Annotated in this window: 18 protein-coding genes and 1 riboswitch; of the genes, 9 read left to right on the top strand and 9 right to left on the bottom strand. The window is 33.0% G+C overall.

Translation table 11 applies throughout. The features are described 5' to 3' along the window. Nucleotides 1–96: 96 nt before the first annotated feature. The 5 genes from ACHZC3_RS00695 to rmuC form a co-directional block, all read right to left on the bottom strand. Entirely contained in the window at nt 97–2,112 is a 2,016-nt protein-coding gene (locus ACHZC3_RS00695) for an FG-GAP-like repeat-containing protein (RefSeq protein WP_394757958.1), read from the bottom strand. Between the two features lie 27 nt (nt 2,113–2,139). Next, nucleotides 2,140–3,243 (bottom strand): hypothetical protein, encoded by a 1,104-nt coding sequence (locus ACHZC3_RS00690; RefSeq protein WP_394757957.1) that lies wholly within the window; start codon nt 3,241–3,243, stop codon nt 2,140–2,142. Nucleotides 3,244–3,315: 72 nt separating this feature from the next. Further along, nucleotides 3,316–3,867, bottom strand: coding sequence for an acyl-CoA thioesterase (locus ACHZC3_RS00685; RefSeq protein ID WP_394757956.1), 552 nt, complete (start codon nt 3,865–3,867; stop codon nt 3,316–3,318). Continuing rightward, nucleotides 3,868–4,233, bottom strand: coding sequence for a 6-phosphogluconate dehydrogenase (locus ACHZC3_RS00680; protein ID WP_394757955.1), 366 nt, complete (start codon nt 4,231–4,233; stop codon nt 3,868–3,870). A gap of 4 nt (nt 4,234–4,237) precedes the next feature. Then, nucleotides 4,238–5,587 carry a DNA recombination protein RmuC gene (gene rmuC, locus ACHZC3_RS00675; RefSeq protein WP_394757954.1) on the bottom strand — a complete coding sequence of 450 codons (1,350 nt, stop codon included), beginning with the start codon at nt 5,585–5,587 and terminating at the stop codon, nt 4,238–4,240. Nucleotides 5,588–5,678: 91 nt separating this feature from the next. Between rmuC and ACHZC3_RS00670 the strand changes: the two genes are divergently transcribed. Together ACHZC3_RS00670 and ACHZC3_RS00665 are read left to right on the top strand one after the other, a co-directional pair. Continuing rightward, nucleotides 5,679–6,251 carry a pseudouridine synthase gene (locus ACHZC3_RS00670; RefSeq protein WP_394757960.1) on the top strand — a complete coding sequence of 191 codons (573 nt, stop codon included), beginning with the start codon at nt 5,679–5,681 and terminating at the stop codon, nt 6,249–6,251. Nucleotides 6,252–6,262: 11 nt separating this feature from the next. After that, the gene (locus tag ACHZC3_RS00665; RefSeq protein ID WP_394757953.1) at nt 6,263–6,715 is read left to right on the top strand and encodes a tRNA (cytidine(34)-2'-O)-methyltransferase; all 453 of its coding nucleotides are present in this window, start codon (nt 6,263–6,265) and stop codon (nt 6,713–6,715) included. Here ACHZC3_RS00665 and ACHZC3_RS00660 read toward each other — a convergent pair whose 3' ends face one another. The 4 genes from ACHZC3_RS00660 to ACHZC3_RS00645 all read right to left on the bottom strand — a co-directional run bounded on the left by ACHZC3_RS00660 (nt 6,716) and on the right by ACHZC3_RS00645 (nt 10,511). Beyond that, on the bottom strand, nt 6,716–7,483 hold the full coding sequence (locus tag ACHZC3_RS00660) for a dienelactone hydrolase family protein (protein ID WP_394757952.1): 768 nt from the start codon (nt 7,481–7,483) through the stop codon (nt 6,716–6,718). It lies immediately after the preceding gene. Nucleotides 7,484–7,552: 69 nt separating this feature from the next. Continuing rightward, nucleotides 7,553–8,338 (bottom strand): ABC transporter ATP-binding protein, encoded by a 786-nt coding sequence (locus tag ACHZC3_RS00655; protein ID WP_394757951.1) that lies wholly within the window; start codon nt 8,336–8,338, stop codon nt 7,553–7,555. Next, nucleotides 8,339–9,367, bottom strand: coding sequence for an iron chelate uptake ABC transporter family permease subunit (locus ACHZC3_RS00650; RefSeq protein WP_394757950.1), 1,029 nt, complete (start codon nt 9,365–9,367; stop codon nt 8,339–8,341). A gap of 1 nt (nt 9,368) precedes the next feature. After that, nucleotides 9,369–10,511 carry an ABC transporter substrate-binding protein gene (locus tag ACHZC3_RS00645; RefSeq protein WP_394757949.1) on the bottom strand — a complete coding sequence of 381 codons (1,143 nt, stop codon included), beginning with the start codon at nt 10,509–10,511 and terminating at the stop codon, nt 9,369–9,371. Between the two features lie 181 nt (nt 10,512–10,692). Here ACHZC3_RS00645 and ACHZC3_RS00640 point away from each other — a divergent pair, with 181 nt between their 5' ends. The 7 genes from ACHZC3_RS00640 to ACHZC3_RS00610 form a co-directional block, all read left to right on the top strand. Then, entirely contained in the window at nt 10,693–11,616 is a 924-nt protein-coding gene (locus ACHZC3_RS00640) for an ABC transporter substrate-binding protein (protein ID WP_394757948.1), read from the top strand. Further along, a complete protein-coding gene (locus tag ACHZC3_RS00635; RefSeq protein WP_394757947.1) occupies nt 11,616–12,005 on the top strand; it encodes a DUF5522 domain-containing protein in 390 nt (129 codons plus the stop codon). Before ACHZC3_RS00640 ends, ACHZC3_RS00635 begins: the two co-directional genes overlap by 1 nt. A gap of 6 nt (nt 12,006–12,011) precedes the next feature. Continuing rightward, nucleotides 12,012–12,524 carry a bifunctional adenosylcobinamide kinase/adenosylcobinamide-phosphate guanylyltransferase gene (gene cobU / locus ACHZC3_RS00630; RefSeq protein WP_394757946.1) on the top strand — a complete coding sequence of 171 codons (513 nt, stop codon included), beginning with the start codon at nt 12,012–12,014 and terminating at the stop codon, nt 12,522–12,524. A gap of 16 nt (nt 12,525–12,540) precedes the next feature. Continuing rightward, nucleotides 12,541–14,220 carry a nicotinate-nucleotide--dimethylbenzimidazole phosphoribosyltransferase gene (cobT, locus tag ACHZC3_RS00625; protein WP_394757959.1) on the top strand — a complete coding sequence of 560 codons (1,680 nt, stop codon included), beginning with the start codon at nt 12,541–12,543 and terminating at the stop codon, nt 14,218–14,220. Between the two features lie 40 nt (nt 14,221–14,260). Beyond that, nucleotides 14,261–15,037: an adenosylcobinamide-GDP ribazoletransferase gene (locus tag ACHZC3_RS00620; RefSeq protein ID WP_394757945.1), complete on the top strand. Its 777-nt coding sequence runs from the start codon at nt 14,261–14,263 to the stop codon at nt 15,035–15,037. Next, nucleotides 15,022–15,546: an alpha-ribazole phosphatase gene (gene cobC / locus ACHZC3_RS00615; RefSeq protein WP_394757944.1), complete on the top strand. Its 525-nt coding sequence runs from the start codon at nt 15,022–15,024 to the stop codon at nt 15,544–15,546. The genes ACHZC3_RS00620 and cobC overlap by 16 nt, the downstream gene beginning before the upstream one ends. A gap of 94 nt (nt 15,547–15,640) precedes the next feature. Beyond that, nucleotides 15,641–15,843: riboswitch (cobalamin riboswitch) on the top strand. Between the two features lie 30 nt (nt 15,844–15,873). Then, nucleotides 15,874–17,308 (top strand): TonB-dependent receptor plug domain-containing protein (locus tag ACHZC3_RS00610; RefSeq protein ID WP_394757943.1); only part of this gene is annotated, 1,435 nt, incomplete at its 3' end.

Below are 17,308 nucleotides of genomic sequence, written 5' to 3'. Positions count from 1 at the left end.
CCTATAAAACTAAAAACAGCACCAAAAACGTTTTTGGTGCTGTTTAATTTATCTATTTTTGTCTAATAATCTGTATCGATTATTTAGGACTAGTCACTATTCTTTAATAAATTTTTGAGAATAATCTTTTCCATCTTGATCTCTTAATAAAAGAATATAAGTTCCAGTACTTAGAGATTCAACAGAAATTATGTCGTTTTTAACATCCATTTCTAAAACTAATTTCCCTGTTAAGTTATATACTTGAGCCAGTTTTATAGAACTATCAGTTTTTAGCTTAATATTTAAAATATCTTTAGCCGGATTTGGGTAAACGCTAAATGAAGCGTTTGTAAATTCGTTTATACCCAATGTCGCACCTTCAACTACTAACAAAGCTTGATTTACTGTAGGATTATTTATGGTATCTACAATTCCAGATGGCCATCTTATAATAACTTGAGTGATTCCTGTTGCAGTTCCAATACCAAAATATGCATTTAAACTACTTTGATGGCTAAAACCTGAGCCACTGCGAATTTCACGAATTTGTTTCCCCCATGCACCGTAAATTTCTACTCTAGCTCCAATTCCGTTTCTATTACTTTGTATCCCTTGTAAGTTTATTTTTATCCATTTATTTGCATTGGGAACATTATAGTAGATGTTACTGCCAAATTGAACATCTAAGAATCCATCATTGTTTAAATCGGCAATACCTCCTTCATTAAAAGGTAAAGTATATCCAGTAAAAGTTAGATTTCCGTTGTTAATATAAATTTGTTTGTTGTTTTGCCAAAGAAAATCTACAAATCCATCATTATTAAAATCGCCAGCTTGTAATTCCCACGAACCTACTTGTGCATCTATACCTGTCGTTGCATAAATGTCTGTAAACGTTCCATCACCATTGTTTCTGTAAAATTTATTAGTGTCAGAAATATTAGAAAGTAAGAAATCCATATCACCATCATTGTCAAAATCTTCTATTGCAGTAGACCAAGACTGAGCTCCGTCATTTACTCCTGCAGCTGCTCCAGATTCTGTATAAGTATTAGATGGTGTTGCACTTATTCTATTGTTTTTATATAAAAGATTGATTCTTTGCGGATCTCCTATAGGTGCTCCGCCACGACATTTTGCTAGATACATATCTTGATCGCCATCATTGTCATAATCTGTCCAAATAGAAGCATAGTTTCCTCCCACAGCTAGTGTAGGATAAAAAGCAGTATCAAATATAAGATTTCCAATTCCATCATTTCTATAAGCATGGCTTTGCGCAACATCATGGCATGCAAATAAATCTAAATGACCATCATTGTTTATATCTATAAAATTTGTTCTTTGTGTGAAAATATTTTCAGGATATGGCAACTCTGTATAACCAGTTCCAGTTCCATTAGCTTTAATAATTGTTAGTCTACTACCACCTCCAAAAACTAAATCATTATAACCATTTTTGTCAAAATCACCTGAAGCAATGCTCCAACTAGGTGTTGTAGATAATGCTGGTAATGCATAATTTGTTGTGCTAAAACCCCCGCCAACTAATTGTTTCAAGATTGTCATCTGATTGGTTCCAACCGTTACAATATCATCAAGATAATCACCATTCATATCAGCCACACTACATATGCTTGAGCTCGTTGCTATTGTTTGTGTTGTAAAACTAATAGGTGGTACAACAAGAGGCTGTTCTATTATTTGACAAGTAAATCCAGCAGCATTCCATCTATTGTCAAAAGCAATATAATAAGTTGTTCCTCCAGTTACATTAAATGTTGCAATCGATAAATAACCATTGCCAATAGTGCCACTATCATCATCACCTGAAGCACAAGTTAGCGATGCACAAGTTCCAGTATAAACATGAAAACGCGTGTCGCCACCAGTGTTTATAGCCAAATCTGTGGTTATAGTAACTGTATAATTTGCAGTAGGAGTATAGGTATACCATTCTCCAAGCGTTGCGTTTCCTGTCGCTGAGCAAAAAAGAGTTGGTGCAGTACCATCAAGAGTTCCTACGATAAATGTACCGGCTACTACGGGTGTTGCGGTAGCACAAGTGTTTTGTGCATTGGATAATTGAAAACCAAAAAACGAAATTAAAAAGAGAGTAATTTTTTTCATTTTAATAATTTTTGATGTAATTTAGTTTTAACGACAGTTTGCAGGTAAGGAGTTTATCCAATCTTTCATAAGTTGAACTCCTTCTTCGTGAACTATAGTTCTACCAATTATTGGCATCATTTCTGCACCAGCTGTTGATGATATTCTATAAATCATTTCCGACTGATTTGCATTGCCTCCATTGATTACAAAAGGATTATTAGGGATATTAAATATTGGTGTTAGGCAAACTCCAAAACTTAGTAAATTTGTATTGCTAAAATTGAATCTTTGCGGAGTATAATCGCAATGACCACCTTCTCTGTGGCAATGTGCGCAATTAATATCAATATAAGAGCGAGCTCTTAATTCTAATGATTGGCTAATATCTTGCCAGTTTACAACCGAGTTTATAGTCGCTGGAACATCATTTCCTAAATAACCAATACTTTTCCACTTTTCAATTTGATTTTGTGAAGTTCCGCTGTAGTTGTAGCTAGTATTTAAATTTTGAGGTTTTACTCCTATTGGTATTGTAATTTCTCCTCCAGCTGAATGACTAGGGTTTATTTTGTGGCAGGTCAAACACTCGGTTTGTGCTGGTGTTTTGTAATTTACACTTTTTGTAACACCATTTTCAATCCAAGTGATAGGTACAAAAACACCATTTCCGGTTGTTTCTAATGTTGCTTCAGTTTGGTCATTATTCCAGATATAACCATAAGCTTTCCAGCCATCAGACTTTCTGATTAAAACTCGAGTTTCTATTATTTTTGTTGTATTTGAAGGTTGTACATTTTCATAATAAAATGTTTTTATTAGAGCGGAACCAATTGGGAATTCAAAAACATTGTCATCTCCATTATAAGTTGCTTTTGTTCCACTAGGCAACCAAACAAAACGTTTTTTGTGTGCATAATCTGCAAATAAACTACTTGCAGGCTCATAAGGGATAACATTTAATGATGGATTCTGGTTTTTTATATCTCCATTAAAAAAATGATAATCGGATAATTTTGGGTAAGGAACTTCAGCTAAATTTACAACAACTGCTGGAGGTGCTATAGGAATATATAAGTCGTCTTCGCCACATGATTGTAGTAAAAAAGAGATTAATAAAATGTAGGTACTATAATAGTATCGTTTTTTCATATTTAAATTAGAATATTCTCAAATATAGAAAAAAAACTAGTTGATTATTAAATTTGCTACTAAAATAAATAATTACTTAATTATCTCAACCTGAACGTTGTATTTGTTTAGGTTTAATAATGCTTCATCAGATTTGAAATCGAAAATTTCTTCGTGTTCTTGTTTTTCTTTTCTAACAGCAATCATCTTAATACAATTATAAAAACGACGAATTTCGACATAATTTGATAAAATGAGTCCTGGAACTAAGGCGTTTTTTCCATCAGTGTCTTTAGATACCATTGTAAAATAGCTAGAATTACAATGTTTTATTTTTCCAGTTCTAATATTTTCTGCGTCTACTCGAATGCCAATAATCATTGAGCTTTTACCTACATAATTTACACTTGCTTTCATAGTTACAAGTTCGCCGACTTCTATAGGATTCAGAAAATCGACAGTATCTACCGAAGCAGTTACACAATAATTGCCTGAGAATTTTGAGGCACAAGCAAAAGCAATCTGATCCAATAAAGACAAAATATAACCACCGTGTATTTTGCCCGAAAAATTGGTATGCGAGGGTAGCATCAACTCAGAAATGGTAACCTTTGATTCTTTTACGGTTTTGAAAACAGTATTCATTTACTTGACTTTAAATGGCGAATCTTCTTTTTCAACTTCAGTTACATAATATTTTGTATCTCCCCACCATGGAAACGTTCTGTAACGCTCTACATAAGTTACTTTTACATATTCTCCCTGCAAGTCTTTCATTTGTTGAATAACTTTCTCTTCGCTATCCATAACAGAAAATTTGAAAATCTGAGCACCTGCAATTCCTTGACTAAGTTCGCCTTCCCAGGTTTTAAAAACAATTCCTTTATTGCTAATTTTAATTAATTCACCAGAGCGATAACCTTCACTAAAAGTAGCATAATACATGACCGTAAAGTAACCAGAAATCCCCAGAATTATAAGTGCAACAAGGATAAAAATAATTTTTCTCATAAGTTTAATTTAATTGGTTGTTTTCGTTTGTTTCGGCTCTATTTATTATGTTTTCAGGCAAAGCTTTTTTTGCTTTAGCGCCCATTTTCTTTAGTTTTTCGACACTAGTAATCAGGTTTCCTTTGCCTTCTACCAATTTGTTCATGGCGCCAGAATATTCTACTTTGCTTTCGTCAATTTTCTTACCAATTTTTATTAAATCTGCAACAAAACCTTCAAATTTATCATACAATGCTCCAGCTTGACGTGCAATTTCTAATGCGTTTTCTTGTTGTTTTTGGTTTGCCCACATGCTGTCAATAGTTCGCAATGTAGCTAATAATGTTGATGGTGTAACAATCACAATATTTTTTTCGAAAGCCTTGTTATACAAAGTCGTGTCTTCGTTTAGTGCCAATGCAAAAGCAGGTTCCATTGGGATAAATAAAAGTACAAAATCCGGACTTTCTATTTGGTATAAATCATGGTAATTTTTATCACCTAGTTGTTCTACATGGCGTTTTATGGCAAGCACATGATCTTTTAAATGTTGTGCTTTCAAATCGTCATTGTCTTCGTTTATATAGCGTTCGTAAGCAGTTAAAGTTACTTTCGAATCGACGATCATTTTCTTCCCATCGGGTAAATTAATCACCACATCTGGAAAAACACGATTGCCTTCAGCGGTTGTAAAACTTTGTTGTACTTCGTATTCGCGACCTTTTTCTAATCCTGATTTTTCTAGTACACGTTCTAAGACTAATTCTCCCCAATTACCTTGCATTTTACTGTCGCCTTTTAAGGCTTTAGTAAGGTTTAGGGTTTCTTTACTCATTTGTGCATTCATTTCGCTTAATCCCAATATTTGCTGACGTAAAGCGGCATGATAGTCGATGCTTTCTTTGTGTGTGTCTTCTACTTTTTTCTCAAAATGAAGAATTTTGTCTTGCAAAGGCGAAAGAATATTTTTCATATTCTCTTTATTTTGTTCGGTAAATTTGTTTGTTTTTTCTTCTAGAATTTTATTAGCAAGATTCTCAAACTCTTTGGTGAATTTTTCTTGTAATTGCTCGACTTCTTGTTTTTGATCTTTATTTTTTTCTAAAAGAGAATCGAAATCGGCTTCTTTTTTGGCGAGTTGAATATTTGAAACCTCTTTTTCGGTGCGAATTTGCTCTTTCTCGGTATTAATTTGAAGTAAATTTTTCTCGAAAGAAATCTTCTCAATTATCGATTGTTCTTTTAATGCATTTAATTTTTCTTCTAAAATATTTTTTTCTGATTGAGATTTTGCCGAAAAAATTAATTTACCAATGAAAATTCCAATCGCAAGAGCAATTATAAATGAAAATAGTACTAAAACTGTGTCTGACATTGATTGAATTTTGAAATGTAAAAATAGGGAATAAAATCAATTTATTATTTTGAAAAGTAATAAAATGAAAATGTATTTTTGCAAAATGACTATTCACCAACATTTTATCATTCATAAACCTTACGGATATTTATCTCAGTTTAAATATGAACTAAAACGAAAGAAAAAATTGCTTGGAGAATTGCACGATTTTCCTGAAGGAATCATGGCTATTGGTCGATTAGACGAAGATTCGGAAGGCTTATTATTGCTGACAACCGATGGTAAAATGAGCGAAATAGTTCGTAGCAAAAAAGTCGAAAAAGAATACTATGTTCAAGTTGATGGAATTATTAATGAAGAAGCCATAGAAAAAATTCAAAATGGAGTCGAGATAGGTTTTGAAGGCATAAAATATAGTACTAAACCTTGCAAAGCTTTTATTGTTAATGAAATTCCTAACTTTGGAGAACGTGGAAAGAAAATTCGTGACGAGCGTCATGGTCCAACGTCTTGGGCTTCGATTGTAGTAACCGAAGGAAAATTTCGTCAGGTACGAAAAATGACTGCAGCTGTTGGTTTTCCTACGTTACGATTGGTAAGAGTTCGTATAGGAAACGTACATTTAAACAATATACAAGCTGGAGAAGTTTTGGAAGTAGCTACATTCAAAATAACCGAATAAATCAACCAATTATGTTAAATATTGTTTTAGTAGAACCAGAAATCCCTAATAATACAGGTAATATAGGTCGTTTGTGTGTAGGAACAGGTAATCGTTTGCATCTGATTCATCCATTTGGATTTGAAATTAATGATAAAAACCTGAAACGTTCTGGTTTAGATTATTGGGTACATTTAGATTGGAATCAATATCAAAACACACAAGAATGGATAGACCAAATTTCAGATAAATCGAGAGTATTCTTAATGTCTTCCCATGCTGAAAAATCGTATTATGAAGCCGAATTTCAAGAAGGAGATTGGTTGGTTTTTGGTAAGGAGAGTGTAGGACTAAGCAAAGAAGTCTTAAACTTATTCGAAAATCATTTGACTATTCCTATGTCTGATAAGATTAGGAGTTATAATATTGCTAATTCTGTAGCATTTGTAGTAGGCGAGGCGAGAAGGCAGATTAATTTTAAATAATTATTTTCCAAAAATCTCATCAAAAAAATCTAACATCGCACGCCAAGAGCGTTTATCCGCTTTTTCGTTATAAGCTACACCAGAGCTTTTGTTATTTCCAGCGTCTTTATGTGTAAAAGCATGCACAGCATCGGCATAATAAACCATTTGCCAATCGGCTTTTGCAGTACGCATTTCGTCCTGAAAAGATTTGATTTCTGCATCTGATTCGAAAAAATCATCAGCACCATGAAGTACTAAAACTTTAGGATTAATAGGTTCGATTATTCTTGAAGCATTTCTGCCTAAACCACCATGAAAAGAAACCACACCATTAACTTTAAAATTAGATCTAGCAGCTTCTAATGCTCCAGTTCCACCAAAACAGTATCCACTAATGGCAATTTTATCAGGATTTGCACCAGCTTTTATTAATTGATCTAATGCTAATTGAATTCTTTTGTGATATTCTAAATAATTAGTTTTAAAATAACCAGCTAGTTGACCAGCTTCTTTTGTGTTTGTTGGTCTTTTGTCAACACCATAAATATCAGCAACAAAGGTAATGTATCCTAGTTTTGCTAATTCGGTAGCATTATTTTTTGCATTGGTTTCAATTCCCATCCAAGCTGGTAAAACTAATACTCCGGCTTTATTTTTTAGAGTTTTTTTAGGCTGGGCTAACTGTCCTTCTAGTTTTTGATTTCCGTCTAAATAAGATACAGGTTTTAATTGTGCTTGAGTAGAGATAGCTGCCACTAAGAATAAAGTAAAGAATAAGTTTTTCATCTTAAAAAAATTTAATTTTATGTAAAATTACAAATATTTTAAATTCAACGGATGTGAAATAAATGCTAATTATTTAAAAATAAATTTACCTCTTTGGTCATCAAAAATAATGTTTTCGTCTTTAAATAAGGTATTAAAAGTACCATCAGAAATTAAATTACAAGGCTCATTTTGAATTATTTTTTCTCTAGTCATTACCACCATTTCATCACTCAATTGAATAGCTAAATCGATATCATGAGTCGAAAAAAGGATGCATTTTCCTGTTTCTTTTGTGAGTTTTTTTAGTAATTTAAAAAGTGAAACTTTATGTAATAAATCTAAATGTGTGGTTGGCTCATCAAGAATAATAAGAGGTGTATCTTGTGCTAAAGCTCTTGCAACTAGTACTTTTTGCAATTGACCATCGCTAATTTCGAAATGCTTCTTATCTGATAAATGATTAATTTTTGTAAGTTGTATGGCTTCGTTTATTTTTTGAATATCAACGGCAGAAAGTTTTCCAATCCAGTTGGTATAGGGTTGTCTTCCGAGTGCTACTAATTCGTAAACAGTCAAATTACTGGGAGGTAATTTTTCGGTAAGAACCACGCTTAAGTTTTGAGCTAATGTTTGGTTGTCATAACTCTCAATCGATTTGTTATTTAAAAAAACGTCTCCAGAAATAGCTTTTTGAATTCCTGTTAATGTTCGCAATAATGTTGATTTGCCTATACCGTTCGCGCCAATTAATGTGATGAGTTTGCCTTCCTTAAAATTTAAATTAAGGTTTTCGGAAATAACCACAACTTTTTTTTTGGATTTATATCCAATGCTTAAATTTGAAGTATGTAGTATGTTTTTTACGTTTTCCATTTAATTAAAACCTCGTTTTCTGACCAACAACCAAATAACCACTGGCGCACCAATTATAGAAGTAATCGCATTTATAGGTAAAGTAATATTTGTTCCTGGCATTTGTGAAACCATATCGCAAAATAACATGATAATAGCACCAAAAAGCAAAGTGCTCCAAAATAAAATCCAATGATTGCTCGTGTGAAAAACCATTTTTGCAATATGTGGAACTGCCAGTCCGACAAAAGCTATTGGTCCTGCAAATGCAGTAATACTTCCAGCTAAAATACTCGTTGCTATGATGATAATAAATTTCGATTTTTTGAAATTTATTCCCATACTTCGGGCATAATTTTCGCCCAATAATAATGCGTCCAAAGCTTTAATATTCAAAAGACTTAAAAACAATCCAATTGTTACTGCTACAAGAAGAATTACAATTTGATTCCAGTATAAATTACCCAAACTTCCCATAGACCAAAAAGTGAATTTTTGTAATTGTTCTGCCGAAGAAAAATAAGTTAAAACACTAACTATTGCACCAGCAAAACTACTAAACATAAGTCCCACAATGAGAATGGTAGCAGTATCTCGCAATTGTTTTGAAACTAACAAAACTAAAAATAGAACTAACAAACTTCCCAAACAAGAAGCAAGCATAATTCCGTAAGGCGACAAAAAATATTCGGCAATAAAAGTTGGTAAATAACTGGCGCCTAAAATGACAAAAGCAACACCTAAACTCGAACCTGAACTAAGACCTAAAACATAAGGACCAGCTAATGGATTTCTAAATAAAGTTTGCATTAATAATCCAGAAACAGACAATCCCATTCCGACTAAAATAGCTGTAATAGCTTTAGGTAATCGATAATTAAAAATAATATATTCCCAAGTTTCTTTGCTGGCTTGCGAGCCTGTTAGGCTTTTGAAAATTTCTTTGAAAGGAATAAAAACTTGACCCAAACTAATGTTGATAAAAAACAACAATATTGCTCCAATAAGAAGTGTTAGAAAAAGGAATATATTTCGATTGTTATTAGGCAATTTAATTCAGTTTTTGAGCAAAAGTTAATGTGTAATCAGGTAATAATTCTGGATGAAAAATTTTGATATAATCCTTTAATACCAAATCAGGGCGGCTTGGAGCTAATTCATAATAAATAGTTCCGCCTCTTGCTCCTACTTTTGATTCAAAAGTATAAACATTTTTATTTTTGAACGCATCAAACTGACTATAGTGAGGATTGCTTTTTCCCAATTCGGCTAATGATTCATAATGTCCAGCGGCAATCCAACATCCTGCATTTTTTGCCTTGTCCAAAATGTTTTCAAATGATAATCCCAGGCTACCAGTTCCTTCAAGGTCTTTCCATAGATAATTCGACTTTGCATCTTTCATAAATTGTGCTACCCAACTGTTTCCTTTGGCTACAAACCATTGATCTTGATACATAGAGCCATAAAGAACCGATGTTTCTGCCTTACTATTTTGAACGGATAGTAAAGCAGTGTTATAATCTTTTACAATATTATCAAAAATTGTTTTAGCTTCTTTTTCTTTGCCAAAAAGTGCACCAAAAAGTTTTATCCATTCGGCTTTTCCAAGTGGTGATTGCTCCATCCAATCGGCCTGAATTAGTACTTTTAGGCCGCTTTTTTGTAAATTATCAATCATTGGGTTATTGTTGTCTACTCCAAAAGCAACAATAAGATTAGGAGCCAAATCGATGAGACGCTCCATATTTAATTTTTCGTTTTGACCTACGTTTTTTATCAAACCAGCATCAATTAATTTTCTAGTTTTTTCTGATGAAACATAATCCGTATGCGGAAAACCTACCAATGATTTCTCGACACCAAGCATTTCCAGAAAAGGAATATTGGTTGTTGAGGTCACTACAATCGATTGTAAAGGAACAGTAATTGTAGTATATTTTTGTAAACTATCAGGAATGATTCCGTTTTTTTCTTTTAGAATATAAGTAAAACTTTTATTAGCGTTAGGCCAAGGATTCGAAACTTTTACTACTGAATATCCTTCATGTTTAAAAATTGCTAAGCTTTTTGAATACGTGACGAAATTTCCAACAATTTCAGCTGTTTTAGTTCTATTTTCTTCATTTTTCTTACATCCAATTAGCATTAAAATCAATACAAAAAAGGATAATTTAACAGGATTTAGATTCATTTTTTTTGAAAATTTTATGACAAAGGTAAATTATAATTTTTTTATAATCAGAATCAATTTAAAAATACCGTTAAAAGATAAATAACATTTTTACTCAACAATTGCATTCATAACTACTATATTTGTTCTTACTTTTTTAAATGCAAATAATCAAAAAATAATTCTTAAAGATACATTGACGATGCTAAAAATTTGTTCTTTTTTACCTGCTGCTACTTCCATGATTTATGAAATGGGACTTGAAAATGAGTTGGTTGGTGTTACTTTCGAATGTCCTTCGGATAAGCCAAAAGTAGTTCGTTCCTGCCTTGAAGGAAACAATCATACGAGCAAGGAAATAGACCAAATTGTCTCACAATCTAAGGCGCAGGGAAAGAGTTTGTATTACATTGACGACACTTTGTTAGAATCGATCTCTCCCGATATTATTTTTACCCAAGACGTATGTGATGTTTGTCAGATAGACACCAGTCACGTGGCTCGTTCCATTTATAAATTAACGAAAGAACCAGAATTAATCCCGCTTATCCCGCGGAATTTAGATGATATTTACGAAAATGCAATTACTATTGCCAAGGCTTTTGGCAAGGAAGAACGAGCGTATGAATTACTTGTAAAACTTAAAATTAGAACCGATTATATTCTAGATACGCTTCGCAAAAATAACGCGCCATTAAAAAGAGTTATGGTTTTGGAATGGCTCGATCCAATATACAATTGCGGTCATTGGATTCCTTATCAAATATCCCAAGCAGGAGGAATTGATATGCTTTCGAACCCGTCGGGCTATTCTATTGTTACAGATTGGGATCGAATTCGTTTGTATAACCCAGAAGTTTTAGTTGTTGCACCCTGCGGGTTTGAGGTAGAAAGATCCAGCCAAGAGATAGAAGAACTAACACAACTAGAAGGTTGGAACGATCTAAAAGCAGTTCAAAATAATGCTGTTTTTATGGCTGATGCCGATATGTTTACCCAACCCAGTACCACTGTTGTGGATGGAATTGAGTTGTTAGCAGCACTTTTTCATCCAACTCTTTTTGAAGTTCCAAGCAAATTAAAACACAAATATTTGCCTTTTCATACTACTGAAAAAGTAATGTAATGGCAGAAATTTTTCTAAATACTATTCGAGTAAAAAACTGTTCTTCGTGTGGGACGCCTTTTAATTGTGGTGATACGCCAGAAGGAAGCAAATGTTGGTGTAATGATTTTCCACCTATTTTTATTCCCTCAGAAGTGGTAGATTGTTTGTGTTCGAATTGTTTTAAAATATCATGTTCATCAAAAATTGATGAGTATGTAGCGACCATAACACCTGAAAATGCTCCTGATAATATAGCGAAAGACTTACCAAAAACGACTAATATTTTAGAAGGAATTGATTATTATATCGAGAATGGAAACTATGTTTTTAAAGCTTGGTTTCATCTCAAAAGAGGACATTGTTGCGCCAATGGATGCCGACATTGTCCTTATGGATTTAAAAAGTAAAGAAAAATGATTTATTTAATTACAGGCGGAGAACGCTCAGGAAAAAGCAGTTATGCCGAAAATTTGGCAAAAGAATTAGCTGAAAACCCAATGTATGTAGCAACAGCTCGAAAATGGGATGATGATTTCCAAAAGAGAATCGACCGTCATCAAAAAGATCGTGACGACCGCTGGACAAATATTGAAAAAGAGAAACACCTGAGCGAAATTTATTTTTCGGGAAAAGTTGCCGTTATTGATTGCGTGACGCTTTGGTTAACCAACTTTTTTGTGGATAATAAAAACGATGTAGAATTGTGTTTGGAACAAGCCAAATCCGAATTCGATGGCATCGCCAATCAGAAAGACACAACCATTATTATCATTACCAATGAAATAGGAATGGGTGTTCATGCCGACACTCACATTGGGCGGAAATTTACCGAATTACAAGGTTGGATGAATCAATATTTAGCCAAAAAAGCTGATACCGTTGTATTGATGATTTCTGGCATTCCTGCAACGATAAAAGGAAATTAACAATAATTAGATGACCATGTTTGATTTAGATGAAATTTTAAAATCCCGTCGCGACACTCGCCATTTTACGAATGATGAAGTTCCCGATGTGGTCATTGAAAAAGCATTGCAAGCGGGATATTGGGCACCTTCTGTGGGTTTGACAGATGCTACAAAATACTATCTTATAAAGTCAGCAGAAATTAAGAAAGCCATCAAAGAGTTGTTTTTGAATTATGACAAAAAAGCAATAAATCTAACCGATAGCGAACAACAAAAATCACAATACCAAGCGTTAAAACTTGAAGCGATTGAAGAAGCACCACTAGGACTTGTGATTTGTTATGATCGTTCTGTTCTGAATAATTTCACTATTGGAACAGTCGGTAGTAACGAAGCAATAAAATTTAGTGCGGTTTGCGCAGCACAAAATATATGGCTTTCCCTTACGGAACAAGGCTATTCCATGGGTTGGGTTTCAATTTTAAATTATTATGAGTTTAAAGAATTATTGGGTTTGCCCGAAAATATTGAACCTTTGGGGTATTTCTGCGTAGGTAAACCTGCTACGAATTATGATAACCAACCCATGTTGCAACAACTGAATTGGAAGCAAAAAGAAGAAATACCATCTGTTGAAGAAATTTCAATACTTCATAAAAAAGACTCGAAAATTAAGTTGGTTGGTAATAAAATAGAAAAGGCTATTTCAACTGAATTTGAAGAAGCTTTACAATTTAAAATAGACAACAAAACAAAACCAACAGGTTCATTAGGAGTTTTAGAAATTTTAGCCAAACAAATTGCAACTGTTTTTCAAACATTAGAGCCTAAAATAACAAAACCTAATATCATAGTTTTTGCCGCCGATCACGGTATTGCAAATCATGGCGTGAGTGCGTATCCACATGACGTAACAAGACAAATGGTTACTAATTTTCTAGAAGGTGGAGCGGCGATAAATGTATTTTGTAAACAACACAATATTCAATTGTCTATTGTAGATTCTGGGGTAAATTATGATTTTTCGACGAATTCCAATTTAATTTCAGCAAAAATAGCAAAAGGAACACAGTCTTTTTTACACGGTGCAGCAATGAGTACAACCGAACTCGATTTGTGTTTTGCTAAAGGAAGTCAGATTGTTAATACTATTGCAAAAACTGGAAGTAATTGCATTGGTTTTGGCGAAATGGGAATTGGTAATACATCAACGGCTTCGGTTTTAATGAGTGTTATTTTAGGATTACCAATTGAAGATTGCGTAGGAAAAGGAACGGGTGTTAATGATGAAAAATTACTGTTCAAAAATGAAATTCTGCGAAGAGCAATTGAAAATTATAAAGGTTCAGATGATTTGAATAGCAAATTAGTCTATTTTGGCGGATTTGAAATTATACAAATGGCTGGAGGAATGCTTGAAGCCTATAACAATAATATGTTGATTCTAGTTGACGGATTTATTTGCAGCATCGCTTTTTTAATTGCATTTAAAAAGAATCATGAAATTATAAAAAATGCTATATTTTGTCATCAATCTGCCGAGCAGGCACATATAAAATTGCTAAATTATTTAAATGCAAGAGCCATTTTACAACTCGATTTGCGACTAGGTGAGGGAACAGGTTGTGCGGTGGCATTTCCAATAATTCAATCTGCAGTGGCATTTTTAAATGAAATGGCAAGTTTTGAAAGCGCAGGAGTAAGTCAAAATTAATCTGGAAAGTTTATTTAGTATTCAGTTGTAATTATAAAAAATGAAAAAAGAAATTCACATATTTTTTACCGCATTAATGTTTTATACTCGAATTCCGTGTCCGAAAAACATCGATCATAATCCAGATTATCTGAACAAAGCTTCTCGGTATTTTCCTTTTATTGGTTGGATTGTAGGTGTGATAAGTTTTGCAGTCTATTATTTCTCATCTATTCTCTTATCTAATGATATAGCGATTATTCTAGCGATTATTGCAGGAATTCTAACCACAGGTGCTTTTCACGAAGATGGTTTTGCTGATGTTTGTGATGGTTTTGGAGGTGGTTGGACCAAAGAAAAAATCTTGATAATTATGAAAGATAGCGCCATTGGGGCTTATGGAGCAATTGGTTTAGTATTATTGTTTTTACTTAAGTTTGAATCACTTTCTACACTGTCTTCCCAATCTACAATCTGTAATCTTCTACTTTTCGTTTCTGCTCATGCTTTAAGTCGATTAGCTGCAATTTCTATTGTTTTTACACACCAATATTCCCGAGATGATGCTACGAGTAAAAGCAAACCCATTGCCCAAAGTTACACTTGGCGAGAAGTATTGGGTGCATTCTTTTTTGGATTAATGCCGCTTCTATTTTTGTCTTACTTTCAATGGCAATTTTTACTGTCAATTATTCCTGTAATTATAGCTCGTTTTTTTCTAGCGCGCTATTTCCAGAAATGGATTGACGGTTACACGGGCGATTGTTTAGGAGCCACGCAACAAGTGTGTGAAGTTGTTTTTTATCTGTCAATTATAGGAATATGGAAATTTATTTAGTCCGTCATACCGAAACGGTTTGCGAAAAAGGCATCTGTTACGGTCAAGCAGATGTAGAAATTCAAGCAGATTATTTATCTCTTTTCGAATCTATAAAAACAGAAATTCCTTCAGATGCAATCGTATATTCTAGTCCTTTGAGACGATGTACAATATTAGCTAATTATATTTCAAAAGGCAATTATAAAACTGATTCACGGTTAATGGAAATGAATTTTGGCGAGTGGGAACTAAAAAAATGGAATGATATTCCGTTAGAAATGCTGAATCCTTGGATGGAAGATTTTGTAAATGTATCTGTGCCAAATGGTGAATCCTTCGTACAATTATACGAAAGGGTAAATACTTTTTTTGACGAAATAAAAAAAGCAAAACATTCAAAATCAATTGTAATTATAACACACGCTGGAGTTATTAGAAGTGTTTTGTGTAAAAATTCTAATTTATCATTGAAGGATGCTTTTCAAAATAAAGTTGATTTTGGGGAAGTAAAAAAGATCAATTTATAATAAAAAGTTAGTTTAACTAGAGTAATGTTGATTATAATTTAAAAATATATTTAAAAAGCTTGAAAAAATTGTGTTATTAATATTTATGCAATTATCTTTGCACTCGAATTAAGGTTTCTAACTTTTTTTTAAAAAAGAAAGGAATTAAAAGGGAATTTGGATAAATACCAAAGCTGTTCCCGCAACTGTAAGCTACAAAGCTTGTTGTTATCTACAAACCACTGTCTATCATTTTGAGATGGGAAGGTAAACAACAAGACGCAAGCCAGGAGACCTGCCTCAATTCTTAACAAATATCGAATCTTCGGGAAAAGAGATTCTGAAATTATGACTTTAAGAAAATACATTTTATTCTTCTCCATTTTGGTTTGCCAATTAGTTATGGCACAAAACGATACTATAACTATTTTAAAAGAAGTTGTTGTATCAGATCCTTACTTGAAAACCAATAATAAATCTCAATCTATCCTGGTTTTAAACGATTCGATAATCAGTAAAAATCAATCTTCGCTTACTGATCTACTCAATTACAATAGTTCGATTTATTTTAAAGAATATGGTCGTGGTATGCTATCTACGGTTTCATTTAGAGGAACAACATCGGCACAAACAGCCGTGATTTGGAACGGAATAAATATTAATTCGCAACTTAATGGTAGCACCGATTTTAATACAATAACTTCAAACGATTATTCTTCAATCAGTGTTAAAGCTGGAGGTGGAAGTGTCATTTATGGTAGTGGTGCCGTGGGTGGAAGTGTGCATTTAAACAATAATTTGAGTTTCAAAAAACAATTTACTAATAACCTACAATTGTCTTACGGTAGTTTTGATACTTCTGGAATAAACTATAAATCGCTCCTGTCTAACGAAAAATGGAGTGCTCAAATTGGTTTTTCTTACAATGAGTCTAAGAATGAATATCCTTATATTAAACTATTTACTTGGAAAGGAGAGCAAAGAAAAAACTTAAACGGAGAATATTTAAATACGAGTTTAAATGCTAATATTGGGTATAAAATTAATTCAACTAATTTGATTAAATTTTACAGTCAAACCTCAAATACCGACAGGCATTTGTCTTTGGTATCCGAATCCGATACAAAAACAAAGTATGTAAACAGTTTTAGCCGTAACTTATTAGAGTATGAAGGTAACTTTGATAAATTTTCGGCCAATCTTAAATCGGCTTATATTGTTGAAGAATATCAATATTTTGGAAATATAGCGAGTCGTTATTTTAGCTTTGGTAAATCTGAAAGTGCCATTGCAAAATTAGATTTGAGCTATCAATTGTTAAAATCTTTAAAAATTAATACAATTATAGACTATAATCAAACCAGGGGTTTCGGTACAAGTTTTGGCAATAATATACGAAAAATTGGGTCGGCAGCAGTATTAGTCAAACAACAGTTAGGTAAGAAATGGCAAAATGAGTTTGGGATTCGTCAAGAAATTACAGATAATTACAAAAGCCCGTTGTTATTTTCTGCGGGAACTTCTTGCTTTTTGGATAACTGGTATACTGTAAAAATTAATCTTTCTAGAAATTACAGAATCCCTACTTTCAATGATTTGTATTGGGAAGGAACTTCAGATCAGGGAAATCCAGACCTAAAAGTAGAAAGTTCTTATCAAGCTGAGGTTGGAAATGTATTTTCGTTTCAAAAAATAAAACTTTCTCAGACATTTTACTATAATAAAATAAAAGACCTAATAAGTTGGAAACCTGGAACCAATGGTGGTTGGACACCACAAAACA

The organism is Flavobacterium sp., assembly GCF_043720215.1.
Lineage (GTDB): Bacteria > Bacteroidota > Bacteroidia > Flavobacteriales > Flavobacteriaceae > Flavobacterium.
Note: the sequence above shows the minus strand (reverse complement) of the source record. Positions and strands in the feature narration are given on the sequence as shown.

Coding starts and splice junctions, on each gene's coding strand:
- ACHZC3_RS00655 (WP_394757951.1), bottom strand. CDS start 8,338: ATGGAAAACGTAAAAAACATACTACATACTTCAAATTTAAGCATTGGA.
- ACHZC3_RS00685 (WP_394757956.1), bottom strand. CDS start 3,867: ATGAATACTGTTTTCAAAACCGTAAAAGAATCAAAGGTTACCATTTCT.
- ACHZC3_RS00695 (WP_394757958.1), bottom strand. CDS start 2,112: ATGAAAAAAATTACTCTCTTTTTAATTTCGTTTTTTGGTTTTCAATTA.
- ACHZC3_RS00640 (WP_394757948.1), top strand. CDS start 10,693: ATGCTAAAAATTTGTTCTTTTTTACCTGCTGCTACTTCCATGATTTAT.
- ACHZC3_RS00665 (WP_394757953.1), top strand. CDS start 6,263: ATGTTAAATATTGTTTTAGTAGAACCAGAAATCCCTAATAATACAGGT.
- ACHZC3_RS00680 (WP_394757955.1), bottom strand. CDS start 4,233: ATGAGAAAAATTATTTTTATCCTTGTTGCACTTATAATTCTGGGGATT.
- cobT (WP_394757959.1), top strand. CDS start 12,541: ATGTTTGATTTAGATGAAATTTTAAAATCCCGTCGCGACACTCGCCAT.
- ACHZC3_RS00620 (WP_394757945.1), top strand. CDS start 14,261: ATGAAAAAAGAAATTCACATATTTTTTACCGCATTAATGTTTTATACT.
- ACHZC3_RS00690 (WP_394757957.1), bottom strand. CDS start 3,243: ATGAAAAAACGATACTATTATAGTACCTACATTTTATTAATCTCTTTT.
- cobU (WP_394757946.1), top strand. CDS start 12,012: ATGATTTATTTAATTACAGGCGGAGAACGCTCAGGAAAAAGCAGTTAT.
- rmuC (WP_394757954.1), bottom strand. CDS start 5,587: ATGTCAGACACAGTTTTAGTACTATTTTCATTTATAATTGCTCTTGCG.
- cobC (WP_394757944.1), top strand. CDS start 15,022: ATGGAAATTTATTTAGTCCGTCATACCGAAACGGTTTGCGAAAAAGGC.
- ACHZC3_RS00660 (WP_394757952.1), bottom strand. CDS start 7,483: ATGAAAAACTTATTCTTTACTTTATTCTTAGTGGCAGCTATCTCTACT.
- ACHZC3_RS00635 (WP_394757947.1), top strand. CDS start 11,616: ATGGCAGAAATTTTTCTAAATACTATTCGAGTAAAAAACTGTTCTTCG.
- ACHZC3_RS00645 (WP_394757949.1), bottom strand. CDS start 10,511: ATGAATCTAAATCCTGTTAAATTATCCTTTTTTGTATTGATTTTAATG.